General features: G+C 33.8%; 13 protein-coding genes. 10 read left to right on the top strand and 3 right to left on the bottom strand.

Going from position 1 to position 14,693, the window contains the following annotated elements; genetic code table 11:
• Positions 1 to 45 precede the first annotated feature (45 nt).
• The 3 genes from ABDW27_RS13870 to ABDW27_RS13860 all read left to right on the top strand — a co-directional run bounded on the left by ABDW27_RS13870 (position 46) and on the right by ABDW27_RS13860 (position 3,823).
• A complete protein-coding gene (locus ABDW27_RS13870; RefSeq protein ID WP_343696447.1) occupies positions 46 to 2,508 on the top strand; it encodes an AsmA family protein in 2,463 nt (820 codons plus the stop codon).
• A 121-nt stretch (positions 2,509 to 2,629) separates the two neighbouring features.
• Positions 2,630 to 3,403, top strand: coding sequence for an HNH endonuclease (locus ABDW27_RS13865; RefSeq protein ID WP_343696446.1), 774 nt, complete (start codon positions 2,630 to 2,632; stop codon positions 3,401 to 3,403).
• 105 nt (positions 3,404 to 3,508) lie between these two features.
• Positions 3,509 to 3,823: an HPF/RaiA family ribosome-associated protein gene (locus tag ABDW27_RS13860; protein ID WP_073413174.1), complete on the top strand. Its 315-nt coding sequence runs from the start codon at positions 3,509 to 3,511 to the stop codon at positions 3,821 to 3,823.
• 153 nt (positions 3,824 to 3,976) lie between these two features.
• On the opposite strand, the gene ABDW27_RS13855 is transcribed toward ABDW27_RS13860, so the two are convergent.
• Positions 3,977 to 4,657 (bottom strand): hypothetical protein, encoded by a 681-nt coding sequence (locus tag ABDW27_RS13855; RefSeq protein ID WP_343696445.1) that lies wholly within the window; start codon positions 4,655 to 4,657, stop codon positions 3,977 to 3,979.
• 322 nt (positions 4,658 to 4,979) lie between these two features.
• On the opposite strand from ABDW27_RS13855, the gene ABDW27_RS13850 reads away from it, so the two are divergent.
• From ABDW27_RS13850 to ABDW27_RS13830, 5 genes are all read left to right on the top strand, one after another.
• Positions 4,980 to 5,468, top strand: a complete 489-nt coding sequence (locus ABDW27_RS13850) for a nuclear transport factor 2 family protein (protein WP_343696444.1) — start codon at positions 4,980 to 4,982, stop codon at positions 5,466 to 5,468.
• 262 nt (positions 5,469 to 5,730) lie between these two features.
• A complete protein-coding gene (locus tag ABDW27_RS13845; RefSeq protein ID WP_343696443.1) occupies positions 5,731 to 7,113 on the top strand; it encodes an ammonium transporter in 1,383 nt (460 codons plus the stop codon).
• Positions 7,114 to 7,463: 350 nt separating this feature from the next.
• Positions 7,464 to 8,141 carry a tRNA (guanosine(46)-N7)-methyltransferase TrmB gene (trmB, locus tag ABDW27_RS13840; protein WP_026727028.1) on the top strand — a complete coding sequence of 226 codons (678 nt, stop codon included), beginning with the start codon at positions 7,464 to 7,466 and terminating at the stop codon, positions 8,139 to 8,141.
• 41 nt (positions 8,142 to 8,182) lie between these two features.
• Positions 8,183 to 8,821, top strand: a complete 639-nt coding sequence (locus tag ABDW27_RS13835; RefSeq protein WP_343696442.1) for a LysE family transporter — start codon at positions 8,183 to 8,185, stop codon at positions 8,819 to 8,821.
• A 197-nt stretch (positions 8,822 to 9,018) separates the two neighbouring features.
• On the top strand, positions 9,019 to 9,345 hold the full coding sequence (locus ABDW27_RS13830) for an MGMT family protein (RefSeq protein ID WP_343696441.1): 327 nt from the start codon (positions 9,019 to 9,021) through the stop codon (positions 9,343 to 9,345).
• A 157-nt stretch (positions 9,346 to 9,502) separates the two neighbouring features.
• On the opposite strand, the gene ABDW27_RS13825 is transcribed toward ABDW27_RS13830, so the two are convergent.
• On the bottom strand, positions 9,503 to 10,828 hold the full coding sequence (locus tag ABDW27_RS13825; RefSeq protein ID WP_343696440.1) for a HAMP domain-containing sensor histidine kinase: 1,326 nt from the start codon (positions 10,826 to 10,828) through the stop codon (positions 9,503 to 9,505).
• Between the two features lie 158 nt (positions 10,829 to 10,986).
• A complete protein-coding gene (locus ABDW27_RS13820) occupies positions 10,987 to 12,330 on the bottom strand; it encodes a sigma-54 dependent transcriptional regulator (protein WP_343696439.1) in 1,344 nt (447 codons plus the stop codon).
• Between the two features lie 157 nt (positions 12,331 to 12,487).
• Here ABDW27_RS13820 and ABDW27_RS13815 point away from each other — a divergent pair, with 157 nt between their 5' ends.
• Both ABDW27_RS13815 and ABDW27_RS13810 read left to right on the top strand, forming a co-directional pair.
• On the top strand, positions 12,488 to 13,732 hold the full coding sequence (locus ABDW27_RS13815) for an HlyD family efflux transporter periplasmic adaptor subunit (protein WP_343696438.1): 1,245 nt from the start codon (positions 12,488 to 12,490) through the stop codon (positions 13,730 to 13,732).
• Between the two features lie 121 nt (positions 13,733 to 13,853).
• Positions 13,854 to 14,561: an ABC transporter ATP-binding protein gene (locus ABDW27_RS13810; protein WP_343696437.1), complete on the top strand. Its 708-nt coding sequence runs from the start codon at positions 13,854 to 13,856 to the stop codon at positions 14,559 to 14,561.
• Positions 14,562 to 14,693: the final 132 nt, after the last annotated feature.

The following is a 14,693-nucleotide window of genomic DNA, read 5'->3' as shown; positions in this document are numbered from 1 at the left end:
AACCGTTTTTTATTCTTACCTTTAATCATCGTGAAAATCCACAACATGAAGGAAACTTTACTTCAAATAAAAACATTTTTCCAGTCGGTTCATTTTAAAAAATATGCCAGACGTTTTGGTATTTTTATTTTGATACTATTTGGATTGCTTTTATTGGCCTGTGGAGGATTATCGATTTATTTTAATCAGAATAAAACTGAAATTATTGCCAAAATCAATACAAAGATTAATGAGAACATAAACGGAAAATTTCATATAGGCGATTTTCAGTATAAGTTTTTAACCGGTTTTCCCAATTTTACTTTGGCTTTAAAAGATGTCGAACTCAAAGACAATAAATGGAATACGCATCATCATACTTTACTGAAAGCACAGGAAATCGAAGCACGTTTAAACGTTTGGAGTTTATTACAAAAAGAAGTCAACATTCATAAAATCCTGATTAACGACGCTGATATTTATGTTTATAAAACTAAAAATGGTTACACAAACTTGGATATTTTTAAAGCAAAAAAGAAAAAATCTCCAGAAAATAAATCAAAACCCGAAACTACAATTGACGAAATCGACCTCAGCGATGTTCATATTATTATAGATAATCAATTGGGAAATAAATTATTTGATTTTGATGTTCACAGCTTAAAATCAAAAGTGGATTATGACGGAGACGACTGGAATACCGATTTGTTTATCAATACTCAAATAAAGAGTATAGCTTTTAATACCGTTCACGGAAGTTTTGCCAAAGAAAAAGAACTCAAAGGAACTTTGTCTGTTACGTATCACGCCGACAAACAAAAAATTGATGTTTCGACCAAAAACCTAAAAATTGGTTCTGATTCATTTGATATTGTGGCTTATTTCAATGTTAGCAAAACCAATTCTCTTTTCGGAATTAATATTAATACGCGTATTTTATGGAGTAATGCTTCTCGTTTATTATCCGGAAATATTAGTTCAAAACTGAATCGGTTTGATTTGAAAAAACCAATCGATGTAAACTGCGATCTAAAAGGAGATTTGAATGTTCACGATGATCCTAAAATTGTGGTTCAGGCTGTAGCCAAAAACAACGAACTCACGATTCCCGACGGGCAAATTGACAAATGTAATTTCAGAGGAATTTTTACGAATAATTTTAAACCAAAAGACGGATTTAACGATCCGAATTCGGCTGTAATTTTAACCCGATTTTCGGGAGAATATGAAAATATCCCGCTTTTGATTCCGCAAGTTGTAATCAGCAATCTCGAAAAACCCATCGCAACCGGAAACGTAAGTTCTGATTTTGATATCGAAAGATTAAACGAAGTAAGCAACGAAAAGTGGATTCATTTTGAAGAAGGCCACGCGAAAGCCAACTTAAAATTTCAGTTTGATATTGTCGATTTGTACATCAACAAACCAAGATTTATAGGAAATATTGATGTCGACAATGCTTCGTTTCATTATATTCCGAAAAATGTTCACGCGGTAAAAACCAACATTCATCTCAATTTTACTGAGAAAGCTTTACTTATCAAACAAATCGCTTACAAACACAAAAAGAATACGATTTTTATAGAAGGAAAAATCGATAATTTCCTGAATTTGTATTACGATGCGCCAGAAAAAATGGTTGTAAACTGGAAAATTTACTGTCCAAATATTGATCTTAAACAATTTCTGGGCGTTTTGGCTTCTTCTCAAAAAAAGAAAACCGCACTTAAAAACAATAAAAGAACAACGATTTCAAATCATCTGCGAACTGTAATCGATAAATGTGTTGTAGTTATTGATATTAAAGCAGACAAAATCAATTACAATAAGCTGACAGCGACAAATACAAAAGCAACAATCTCAATGTTGGATTCTAAGTTGGTTATAAAAAATGGTTCGCTCCAAACTTCCGGCGGAAGCATTACTTTTAACAGCGAAGTTTTACCAAGCGGAAAAAATTATGCTTTTAGTTCAAACGCACAGGTAAACCGAGTTGATATTGCGAGTTTTTTAAGATCGTTCAACAACTTCGGAATCAAATCTTTTAATCCAAATAACATAAAAGGAAGATTAACCAGCACAGCAAACGTAAGCGGATTCATAAACAGCCGAGGCGAATTAATCACCAATTCCATGCACGGAAAATTAAATTTCACCGTCAATCAAGGTGCATTGCTCAACTTTGAACCTATTGTAAAAGTGGGCAAATTTGCTTTTCCGTTTCGCGATGTCAAGAATATAACTTTTAGCGATTTATCCGGAAACCTCAACATGCGCGGAGAACAAATTGACGTAAATAATTTAACCATAAGTTCAAGCGTCCTAAACATCGATGTTGACGGAATTTATTCTTTCGGCCGAGGCACTAATCTCGCTCTCACAATTCCACTAAGAAATTCTAAAAACGACGCCAAATTAGCCAGCAAAGCCGAACGCGACGCGGTTCGTGAACGTGGGATTGTGCTTCATTTACTTGCTGTTGATGATGATGGGAAAATGAAGATTAAGTGGGGGAAGAAAGATAAGTAGTCTTTAAATTTTCAACACAGTTTTATCATTCCGAGAAACGAAGGAATCTCACAACAAGTTCGACAAAGATTGGCGACGATATTTCTTTATAGTTATATTTGAAGAAGAAAAAACCACACAAATGGCAACTATAAGACTTTGGACAAGAGACGAATTAATTCTTGCTTTTAATTTATATCTGAAAATCACTTTTGGAAAAACACATTCACGTAATCCAAAAATAATTGAATTAGCTAGTCTTATCGATAGAACTCCTTCATCTATAGTAATGAGATTAGGGAATTTTGCCAGCATTGATCCATTTCATATTAATAGAGGTATTAGTGGCTTAAAAAATGGCATGAATCAAGTTCAACCTATTTGGGATGAATTTTTCCATAACCAAGAAGAATTGATATTCTTGAGTGAACAAATTCTCGCTCAAAAACAAAACATTTCAATTGAAGATAAATATGAAGATATTCTTTTTGATATAAAAAACTTAAAAGGCGAAGATGTTTTTCGGACAGTAAAAACGAGAGTCAATCAATCCGTTTTTCGACAAATGATTTTATCCAATTACAATAATCGATGTGCAATTTCTGGTATTGATATTCCTGAACTTTTATTAGCCAGTCATATAATTCCTTGGTCCAAAAACGAAGAACATAGGTTAAATCCTGAAAATGGAATTTGTTTTTCTGCACTTTATGACAGAGCTTTCGATAAAGGATTAATCGGAATAAATCTCGAACATAAAATAATATTTTCTGATAGTCTAAAGATTAAAAGAAACACTGAATACTTTCACAAATATTTTACAAAAATTGAGAATCAAGAAATACTTAAAGCTCAAAAATATTTACCAAGAAAAGAGTTTTTAGAGCATCATTTAGATACAATTTTCAACAAGTAATTAATCTTATAAATCTTCAAAAATTTCATAATGTTTCCTTAACTCACTTGGCTTTTCCTTCTAAAAGAAATAGATTTGAGAAACAATCATTAAATAGAATCCATTATGAAAATTCAAATCAATACCGATAAAAACATCGAAGGACACCAAAGATTAGAAAATTATTTCTCTGAAGAATTAGAAAAAGGCTTAGCGCGTTTTGAAGATAAAATCACACGCATTGAAGTACATTTTGGAGATGAAAATGGAGAAAAATTCAGCCTGAACGATAAAAAATGTGTTCTTGAAGTTCGTACCGCAAAATTACAGCCAATCACTGTAACAGAACACGCTGAAACTCTTGAAAAAGCTTTTAACGGTGCTTTGAGTAAAGCTAAAAAAACACTTACTACAACTTTCGAAAAATTGAAAGCACACTAAATTTCAAAATAGATAAAAAAAAGGCGTTTCGGATCGAAACGCCTTTTTTTTATCTATTTGAAAAGGTACAGGGATGCAAAGTGACAAAGGTTCAAAGTTTTCTTTACGCTTGTTTTACTTTGCACCTTTGTTACTTTGTCACTTTGCACCTCTTTATGATTTTGGCAGAGGTGCTCCAACTGCAATGTCACAGCGGTGTCCCGGTTGTCCGTGTGGCGGATTCATTCCTTCTGCAACTGTTTTGTTGGCATCTGTACTTAATAAAGCAGGAACCGGATTTGATGAAGGCGCAGGAACGGTAACATTTTGTGTCATTGTTCCGCTTTGTGGTGTTGAGGCTGTTGTCGTAGTTTTGGCAACCGGAGAATTTAAAGGTGCTCCAACCGGAATATCACATCTGTGTCCCGGCTGTCCGTGCGACGGATTCATTCCTTTTCCAACTTTTACCGGCGCAGCAACTGTAGTCGTAACCATATTTTTCTGATTCGGATTTACTTGTACTGTTTGTCCCGGTTGTGCCTGAACTTGCTGCACTTGTTGTACTTGTTGCGTTGGTGCAGAATTCAAAGGTGCTCCTACGGCAATATCACAACGGTGCCCCGGTTGTCCGTGAGCCGGATTTAATCCTTTATTTGCACTTAAAACTGTATTGGGGTTTGAAGCTTGAACAGGAGCTTGCTGTACTGCTGAATTGGTTTTCGCAGTATCTTTAGCCAATCCAAGTCTTACCAATTCAGATGTTGCTGTGGTTTCTTGAGGTTCTAATTCTTTTTTGCAGGAAACAAAAAATAATGAGGTTATAACGAGTGAACTTATTAGGATTTTTGGATTCATAATTTGGGATGTTTAAAAGCTCTCAAATATACTCGTTTTTTGAAATTAAACCATATAAGTTATTTAAGATAATTATAAGTTGCTTTAATCTTTTAATCTCTTAAATTCGTAAATCTTTTATTGTAAATTAAGTGTTGCTTGTCATTTCGACGAAGGAGAAATCTGCACAAGTAACTCCATTCCTATAATCCAATCTTTGTCGAGTTTCTAGCGCAGATTTCTCCTTCGTCGAAATGACATAAAACGAGAAAAATTGGTTAAATCTGTAAAATCCGTGTGCCATCAAAAAATCCTTATCTTTAAAACTCAAATACAATCTCTCATGAAAAAAACACTTTTACTATTATTATTCGTCGCTTCTTTTGCAAATGCTCAAACCGACAAAGAAAAAATTACTCAAACTCTTGACGCGTGGCACAAAGCCGCTGCCGAAGTAAAATTTGATGCTTATTTTAATGTTTTGGCAGATGATGCTATTTATATTGGAACTGACGCAACCGAAAACTGGACTAAAAAAGAATTTTCAGTTTGGGCAAAACCATTTTTCGACAAAGGAACAACCTGGAATTTTAAAGCCTTAGAACGTCATATCTTTTTTGACAAATCTGGAAAAACAGCTTGGTTTGATGAATTGCTGGATACACAAATGAAAATTTGCCGCGGATCTGGGGTTTTGGTAAAAGTTGGTAAAGAATGGAAAATTCAACATTACGTTTTATCGATGACAATTCCGAATGATGAGGTTGATGCAGTAACAAAGCTAAAAGCCCCAATTGAAGACGCTTTGATTGCTAAGCTTCAAAAAAAATAAACATTTTTCAGCTTTATTCTTATATACATAACTTTTTAAACACCTTACTAGTTAAAATATTAAATTAATTATAATGTAATTGACAAAATTCGGCGTAATTTAGGGTATCAAAATAAAATAGTATCAAAAAAACAGGGTGTATTTTATAAATTTATTTAAAATAAAAATGCACCCGCTATTTTAACAGCCCTTAAAATCATAATATTTAATTTTTTTTAACTTTGACCCCAAAAAAAATAGGGCTCAATTAAGTATTTGAAAAATGAAAATAGAAAAACGCTGGATTATCTCCTTCATTATGATAAGTGTTGTTTGTACCATTGGTGCATTTTGGCCAACAGTAACAGAAAATAATTATGTTTTATCAGAATTTGGAACTACAGATCACATTGTACCAGCAGATGTTGCCTGGATGCTTACTTCAAGTTGTTTAGTATTAATTATGACACCGGGATTATCGTTTTTTTATGGCGGAATGGTGGGCCGTAAAAACGTAATTTCTACCATGTTGCAAAGTTTTATCTGTTTAGGTGTTGTTACACTTTTATGGGTTGTTGTCGCTTTTAGTTTGGCGTTTGGCGAACCGGTTGGCTTTGGCTCAGGAGATCATTTTTATAGCTTTTTCGGAAATCCAACAACTTTTGCTTTTATGGATTATGTGGGCGTTCTGCCTCATAAACAATTGGCAAGTACGATTCCGTTTATGCTTTTTGCTTTGTTCCAAATGAAATTTGCGATTATCTGTCCGGCAATTATCACAGGTTCATTTGCAGAACGTGTTCGTTTTATCTCTTATTTAGTTTTCATTAGTTTATTTACCATTTTTATATATGCTCCATTATGTCACGCGGTTTGGTATCCAACGGGTGTTTTAGGAAGTTATTTTGGAGTTAAAGATTTCGCCGGAGGAACAGTCGTTCACATGAGTTCTGGTTTTGCAGCTTTGGCTGGGGTTTTAGTTTTAGGGAAAAGAAAAAACAGTCAGCATATTCCAACAAACATTCCGTTTGTGTTATTAGGAACCGGAATGCTTTGGTTCGGATGGTTTGGTTTCAACGCTGGATCTGCGTTTGCTGCGAATGGAAATGCTGCTATGGCTTTTGCAACTACCACAACTTCATCTGCAGCCGCAATGTTAACTTGGATTTTCTTTGACAGAGTAAACGGAAGAAAAGTTTCTGCTCTTGGTGCCTGCATTGGTGCTGTTGTTGGTTTAGTAGCTATTACGCCTGCCGCTGGATATGTTTCTGTTCCCGAAAGTATGTTCTTCGGATTTGTGACTGCTCTGGTTTCTAATACTGCTGTAAACTGTAAATATTCAAAAAAATTCGACGATACGCTTGACGTTTTTGCCTGCCACGGTGTTGGAGGAATTATGGGAATGATTTTAACAGCGATTTTTGCTCATGGCGAAGATGCGAGTTTACTGCACGGAGGCTGGAACGTTTTTGGACACCACATGATGGCATTGGTTCTGGTTTCTATATTTACTTTCTTCGGAGCTTATTTCTTGTTTAAAGTAACCAATTTCATTATTCCGCTTCGTGTTTCTGAAGAATCAGAACATATCGGATTGGATTTATCTCAGCACGATGAAACGCTTGATCCAAAATTAAAACCAATTACTGAACCACATTACGGTTAAGAATATTTTTTTTCGCCACGAATCCACGAATTATTTTAAAAATAGAATTCGTGGATTCGTGGCGGAAATGTTCTAAATATAGTCCCTACGGGACATTTTCATCAAATCAACATTTTTTTTCTACCGATCTTTAACTCCTAACGGAGCATATCTCGTAGAGATTAAATATCGGTAAAATCAATATCGCTCACTTTGAAGTTGTCCCGTAGGGACTATACAGATTATTTATGTAAAAAAATCTTTTTAATTTGTGATCCCGATAGCTATCGGGAGTGGCTAAAAATTAAAACCCTGTTTACACCCCGTTGATTCGTTTATATTCCTTAATTTTGCGGAAAATTTTTGTAAAAGTGGGAAGTAAAAATAAACTAAAAAGATTCAGAGAAAACGAAACATTTCAAAACGTTTTTCAACCAACAAGAGAAGAAGTTGTAGGCGATTTAATGCCTTTGAGAGGAAAATGGAATTCGGATTTCTTTAAAAATGATAATCCTCTGGTTTTAGAATTAGGATGCGGGAAAGGTGAATACTCAGTTGGATTAGCAGAAAAATATCCCAACAAAAATTTTATCGGTATTGATATTAAAGGCGCACGTTTCTGGCGCGGTGCTAAAACTGCTGTAGAAAACGGACTTCATAATGTTGCTTTTGTACGTACTCAAATCGAACTTATAAATCATATTTTTGCCGAAGGCGAAGTAGATGAAATCTGGATTACTTTCCCAGATCCGCAGATTAAATATAAAAGAACAAAACACAGAATGACCAATTCTGAGTTCCTGAAATTGTACAAAAAAATCCTTAAAAAAGACGGTGTCGTAAACCTTAAAACCGACAGCGAATTTATGCACGGTTATACGCTTGGGCTTCTTCATGGAGAAGGACACGAGGTATTATACGCCAATCATAATGTTTACAAAAATGAAGGAAGTCCGGAAGTTGTAACTTCGATTCAGACATTTTATGAAAAACAATATTTAGAAATTAACAAGGCAATTACGTATATTCGTTTCAAAATTAAAGACTAATTTAATTTTGAAACGATTCTTTTAACCGATTAACTTACTGAATGGTATACCTTACTCCTATTCTTTCAGGTTTTATTGCCGCCGCAATTGGGATTATTCCTCCGGGATTAATCAACATGACAGCAGCCAAAATAAATTTGAAAGAAGGAAAAAAGAACGCTTTATGGTTTGTTATTGGAGCGGTTTTGGTCATCTTTTTTCAGGTGTATGTTGCAGTTTTATTTGCACGTGTCATAGATAATCGGCCGGATGTTGTAACGCTTTTACGCGAAGTTGGGTTTGTTATTTTTTCGATTCTAACCATTTATTTTTTGTTTATTGCCAAAGAACCAAAAACCAAAAAGAAATCGAAAATTAAAAAGAGCAGTAAAAAAAGTCGTTTCTTTCTTGGAATGCTGCTTTCGGTATTAAACTTTTTTCCAATTCCGTATTATGTTGTAGTGAGTGTCACTCTGGCTTCGTACAATCTTTTTGTATTTGAAAACACTATTATTTTCGCGTTTGTTTTAGGTTCGGTTCTGGGATCATTTGTTGTCTTATACAGCTATATTGCTTTCTTCGGAAAGATTGAAAAGAAAACGGATTACTTAATGCGAAACATGAATACTATTATTGGAAGTATTACAGGTTTAGTTGCTATTGTGACGCTTTTTAATATTTTGAATTATTATTTCGGGTAAAATTATAGGCCACAGATTATACGGATTAAAATGATTTTTACTTTGTGGTTAGATATTTTTCACGGATTTATTTAGCAGATCTAAAAGGGTTTTAAAAATAATCTGTTTAAATCTGCAAAATCTGCGGGAAACTTAAATTTTAAGACAAAGCAAAAAAATCATTTTAATCCGTATAATCTGTGGCAAAAAAATAATTTATGGCTGAAGAAAATTTTTTCGAAAGAGTTTATGTAATTGCCAGACAAATTCCGTTTGGGAGAGTCACTTCTTATGGTGCCATTGCAAAGGCTTTAGGAACTGCTCGTTCTGCACGAATGGTGGGCTGGGCAATGAATGCCTGTCATAATATGGACGATGTTCCGGCGCACAGAGTCGTAAACCAAAAAGGACTTTTGACAGGAAAACATCATTTTGACGGAACAAATTTAATGCAGCAGCTTCTGGAAAATGAAGGTATTAAAGTGGTAAACAATCAAATCGTCGATTTTGAAAAACACTTTTGGAAGCCTGAAGTTCAATTTTAATTTTTTTTATACAGCAAAATAACCATTATCTTGTCATTCCGAGGAACGAGGAATCTGCGCAAGGAACTCCTCAACGAGAATACAATCTTTGTCGAGCTACTTGCGCAGATTCCTCGTTCCTCGGAATGACAAAACACGTGCACTGATGGACGTAAATCTAAATCAAACAAATCACAAAACTCGTTTTATCTTCATCAGTTTGGTAACTTAAATAGCCGCCGTGTGCTTCGATGATGTTTTTAGAAAGCGTTAAACCAATTCCGGCGCCGTCTTTTCTGGTAGTGAAAAAAGGAAGAAATACTTTGTCCTGAATTTCAGGAGCGATTCCTTTTCCGTTATCAGCGATTGTGATAAAAAAACGATTGTTTTCTGTATAACTTGAAACATACATTTTCTTTTCGCTTTTTTCTTTTAAGGCATACACACTGTTGGTTATCAAATTGATAATCACCTGTTCCATTTGATTTTTGTCAATCATAATCGAACGCGAACTGTGAATATCATTTATCAATTCGATATTTTCTGCTTTCAAAATCGGGCTCATAATTCGGAGGCAGTCTTCGAATAAAGCGTTAATTGGCGTCATTTGTTTGGTTGGCGTTGGCAGCATGGCCAGTTTACGATAGTTTTCTACAAAAACCTGCAAATGATCGCTTCTATTTATTATGGTCGAAATACTGCTTTTAATATCATCAAAATCATCTTCTACTAAATTTTCCTGATCAACAATGTGCAGTAAATTCTGCGAAAGCGCACGAATTGGCGTTAGAGAATTCATTAATTCATGCGAAATAATCTTCATTAAATTAATCCACGCTTCTTTTTCTTTTTTCTCAATAACACGCTGAATACTATCTAATAAAATAATAAAATATTCTTTGTTATAACTCTGGGTATGCGATGTTTGCAGCATAAAAGTCTGCAAATCCTGTTCTTCTATTTTTATCGAAATTGCCGATTTTAATTCGCTGAATTCTGTTTTTTCAATTTCACTGCAAAGCGACGGCAGGTAATTTTTAAGATATTTCCAATGACTTACTTTCGGAACTTTAAATAAATCTGAAAAGCAGTCGTTCATTAAAAAAATATTCCAGTCTTCGTTTTCTTTTTCCAGAATTAAGGCCGCTGTATCAATATTGTTTAAAAGCGAACGATAGATCATTTCTTTTGATGTTTGTTCCTGCTGCCGAACTTTTAAATTTTCATATAAAAGATACAGGCTTTTGAAATTGTCTTTTTTATTCTCTTCGGGAAAATTGGTAGAAAAATCATTTTGAAGAATCGAAAGCAAAGTTCTGTCGTAAAACTGAAGCTGGTTTTTGACATAAAAATACATTTCGGCCAGAAACAAAAAAACAAAAAATCCAACTAAAAGGGCATTGTAATAAAACGTTCTGTAAATAAGAAAAACACAGCAGAAAAAGAGTATCATTACAAACAAAACTCTAACAAACAAAGCATTATAAAATTTCCAGTTTTTCATTTAGTTTTAATTTTAGCCACAGATTACACAGATTAAAATGATTTTAATTTTTGTCTTTAAAATTAATTTTTCACGCAGATTAAGCAGATAAAAAAATCCTTTTAATCTGTGTAATCTGTGGCAAAAAAAATCTTGCTTCTTAGCTCTTGTTTCTTTCTCTAATTCTTCAAATCGTATTTTTCAATTCTTCTGTATAAAGCAGCTCTCGACAAACCCAATTCTTCGGCGGTTTTTGATATGTTTCCGTGATGTTTAAAAAGTGCTTTTTCGATGGCTGTTTTTTCCATTTCAGATAATGGATTATCATCATTTTCCTGAATATCTTCAAAATCCAGAATATCTAAATCAGTTACCGAAATAGTATTGTTTTCAGCTAAAATAACGGCACGTTCAATCTTGTTTTCCATTTCGCGCACATTTCCTTTCCACGGATATCTTTCTAAATACGGCGCAGCGTTTTCTTCGAAATGCCAGTTTTCCTGATTGTATTTTTCGGCAATATTTTCAAGAATAAAATTGGCCATCGGAACAATATCATCTTTTCTTTCGCGTAATGAAGGCAGATTTATTTCCATTGTATTGATTCTGTAAAGCAAATCTTCCCGAAAAGTTTTGCTTTTTACCTCAGCTTTGATATCATTATTAGTTGCCGAAATTATTCTGACATTCAAAGGCCTTGCTTTACTTTCGCCCAAACGTGTAACGGTTTTGGTCTGTAAAACGTGTAATAATTTTGATTGTAAATGAAGCGGAATATTTCCTATTTCATCCAAAAAAATAGTTCCGTTCTGCGCCATTTCAAATCTTCCCGGCGTATCGGTTTTGGCATCTGTAAAAGCACCTTTTGCGTATCCAAAAAGTTCACTTTCGAATAAATTATCGCTTAAAGATCCTAAATCGACATGAATAAAAGGTTCGTTTTTTCGCGCAGAGTTTTGTTGAATAAACTCCGCAAAAACATATTTTCCGGTTCCGTTTTCACCTAAAATCAAAACGTTTGCATCGGTTCTGGCTACTTTTTCGGCAATTGCGTAAGCTTGTTTTATTTTGGGAGATGTGCCTACAAAATAACGTTTCTCTGTTTTTTCAATAACTGGTTTTTTACTGTTTTTTCGGCTTTCGGCGACAGCCTTATCAATTGTTTCCAGTAATTTTTCGTTGTGCCAGGGTTTTAAAACATAATCAAAAGCGCCCATTTTTATTCCTTCAACCGCTGTATCAATTTTCCCGAAAGCGGTCATTAAAATCACAATTGTGTTTGGCGAAAGTATTTTTATTTCTTTCAGCCAATGAATTCCTTCGCGTCCGTCTTCAAAACCAATTCGGTAATTCATGTCCAGCAAAACGACATTTATTTCGTTTTCATTCAAAATTGAAATGATCTTTTTTGGACTATTCGTCGTAAAAATCGTTTCAAAATGCTTTTTGAGAATCATTTTTGCCGAAAAAAGAATTTCTTCCTGATCGTCTACAATTAATATTTGGGCTTGCTTTTTTCTCATGCTGTATTTTTTTGTGCGATTTTGAACGGTCAACTGTTCATTATCGAACACTCTTTTTTTGAGTTGTTTTTAAAGTCTCTTTAAAATCAATGCTTTACAAAAAATAAATTTTATGGCACAGTATTTACCTATTGATTATCAGTAAATTATTTAAAAAATGGACAAGGTAATTCCTCGTAAAAATAGAAAATTTAGATATCTCACAATAGTAATTGGAGTTTTTTTAGTTTTGGCAGTAATCCTCTTTTTTTCGTTCAATTCGAAAACAAGTTTAAATGTAAAAGCTGAAGAGATTTCTGTTCAAAAAGTTGAAAAGGCTTTTTTTGAAGATTTTGTGGTTTTTCAGGCAAAAGTTGAACCGCTTAACCTGATGCTTGTAAATGTTACAGAAGGAGGATCTGTAAAAGAGATTTTTGTAGAAAACGGAGCTATGGTTACAAAAGGTCAATCACTGGCTCGCTTGTACAATCCTAATACGGAACTGAATTATCTAACTCAGGAAACTGCCATTATTGAGCAGATCAACAACCTGAATACAGGAAAATTAAACATTAGAAATCAGGAATTGAATTTGACTAAAGATTTGGTTTTAATCGAACATGATTATAATGACGCGAAAAGATTGTATGATTTGAATGCTAAACTTTTTGCTAAAGATGTAATTTCAAAAAATGACTGGAATACTTTTAAGGAAAGTCTTCGTTTTCAGGAAGAACGCAAAAAAACGATTCAGCAGAGTATTCAAAAAGAGAAACAATCCAATCAGGTTCAGATTTCGCAAATTAACCGCTCGATTCAAACTATGGAGAAGAGTCTGGATATTTTGAGAAATAACAAAAAGAACTTTTTAATTACCGCTCCGGAATCTGGAAGGTTAACTTCTTTTGAACCGGTTTTAGGAAAAACATTTCAGGCTGGAGAAAGCATTGGAAAAATTGATTCTAAAAAAGGATATAAATTATCTGCCGATGTTGATGAGTTTTACTTGGAGAAAATTCATGAAGGCTTAAAAGGTCAGGTAGAATTTAAAGGAAAAAATCTTGAAGTTGTGGTTACTAAAGTTATTCCTGAAGTTAAAAACGGACATTTTATTGTTGAATTGGCTTTTACTTCTAAAGAACAAATCACTTTACAAGATGGCTTAAGTTTTGGTGTGAAACTCGTTTTATCTGAAAGAAATAAAATTCTGGTAGTACAAAAAGGAAGCTTTAATCAGGAAACTGCCGGAAAATGGATTTTTGTAGTAAAAGGAAATAAAGCCGAAAGAAGAAACATAAAATTAGGAAGAGAAAATCCTTCGTATTATGAAGTTCTTGAAGGTTTGAAAGAAGGCGAATCTGTAATAATTTCATCTTATTCAGATTATAAGGATATTGAAGAGCTTTCGATTCAGTCGCAGTAATTAGTGTTCAGTTTTCAGTCGCAGTATTCAGTTACAGTTTACAATTTATAATTAACCATTTATAATTAATAATCATTCAATCATCAATCAAAAAACGAATTAATAACTAATCTTTAAAATTATGATTACGATACAAAATTTAACCAAAGTATTTAGAACCGAAGAAGTTGAAACTGCTGCGTTAAGCGGTATTAATCTTGAAATTAAAAAAGGTGATTTCCTCACTATTATGGGACCTTCTGGCTGTGGAAAATCAACTTTGTTGAATATAATTGGTCTTTTGGACAGCGCAAATGACGGTAGTTATAAATTGTTAGATCAGGAAATGATTGGTTTAAAAGAAAAAGGCAGAGCGGCTGTTCGTAAAGAAAATATTGGTTTCATATTTCAGAATTTCAACTTAATCGACGAGCTTTCTGTTTATGATAATATCGAACTGCCTTTGCTTTACAATAACGTAAAAGCATCTGACCGAAAACAAAAAATCGAAGCTATTGCTGATAAATTAAATATTTCACACCGATTGAAACATTTTCCGCAGCAGCTTTCAGGAGGTCAGCAGCAAAGAGTTGCCGTGGCGAGAGCTTTGGTTAACGATCCTAAAATTATTCTGGCCGATGAGCCAACAGGAAATCTGGATAGTAAAAATGGTAATGAGGTTATGGAACTTTTGACTGATTTACATGCCAAAGGCGCTACAATTTTGATGGTTACCCACTCTGATTATGATGCTTCTTTTTCACAAAGAACAATTCATATGAAAGACGGAGTTATATTCTCTGAAAAACTAAATCAGAGAAATGTGGATGTTTTTATGGACGCTAAATAATTACAAAATGATAAACTTTGTTGTTACCGCAATCTTAGTTCTGGCAGAATTTGTTTGCAAATTTTTTACTCTTCTTTTTTAAAAGGCAAAACCGGCCTTTAGACCAAAAAATAACTAACATAATTAAAAACT

Origin of the sequence: Flavobacterium sp., assembly GCF_039595935.1 — a bacterium.
GTDB lineage: Bacteria > Bacteroidota > Bacteroidia > Flavobacteriales > Flavobacteriaceae > Flavobacterium.
Note: the sequence above shows the minus strand (reverse complement) of the source record. Positions and strands in the feature narration are given on the sequence as shown.

Excerpts from the sequence above, each read along its gene's own strand:
- ABDW27_RS13870 (WP_343696447.1), top strand. The coding sequence starts at position 46 with ATGAAGGAAACTTTACTTCAAATAAAAACATTTTTCCAGTCGGTTCAT.
- ABDW27_RS13865 (WP_343696446.1), top strand. The coding sequence starts at position 2,630 with ATGGCAACTATAAGACTTTGGACAAGAGACGAATTAATTCTTGCTTTT.
- ABDW27_RS13860 (WP_073413174.1), top strand. The coding sequence starts at position 3,509 with ATGAAAATTCAAATCAATACCGATAAAAACATCGAAGGACACCAAAGA.
- ABDW27_RS13855 (WP_343696445.1), bottom strand. The coding sequence starts at position 4,657 with ATGAATCCAAAAATCCTAATAAGTTCACTCGTTATAACCTCATTATTT.
- ABDW27_RS13850 (WP_343696444.1), top strand. The coding sequence starts at position 4,980 with ATGAAAAAAACACTTTTACTATTATTATTCGTCGCTTCTTTTGCAAAT.
- ABDW27_RS13845 (WP_343696443.1), top strand. The coding sequence starts at position 5,731 with ATGAAAATAGAAAAACGCTGGATTATCTCCTTCATTATGATAAGTGTT.
- ABDW27_RS13835 (WP_343696442.1), top strand. The coding sequence starts at position 8,183 with ATGGTATACCTTACTCCTATTCTTTCAGGTTTTATTGCCGCCGCAATT.
- ABDW27_RS13830 (WP_343696441.1), top strand. The coding sequence starts at position 9,019 with ATGGCTGAAGAAAATTTTTTCGAAAGAGTTTATGTAATTGCCAGACAA.
- ABDW27_RS13825 (WP_343696440.1), bottom strand. The coding sequence starts at position 10,828 with ATGAAAAACTGGAAATTTTATAATGCTTTGTTTGTTAGAGTTTTGTTT.
- ABDW27_RS13820 (WP_343696439.1), bottom strand. The coding sequence starts at position 12,330 with ATGAGAAAAAAGCAAGCCCAAATATTAATTGTAGACGATCAGGAAGAA.
- ABDW27_RS13815 (WP_343696438.1), top strand. The coding sequence starts at position 12,488 with ATGGACAAGGTAATTCCTCGTAAAAATAGAAAATTTAGATATCTCACA.
- ABDW27_RS13810 (WP_343696437.1), top strand. The coding sequence starts at position 13,854 with ATGATTACGATACAAAATTTAACCAAAGTATTTAGAACCGAAGAAGTT.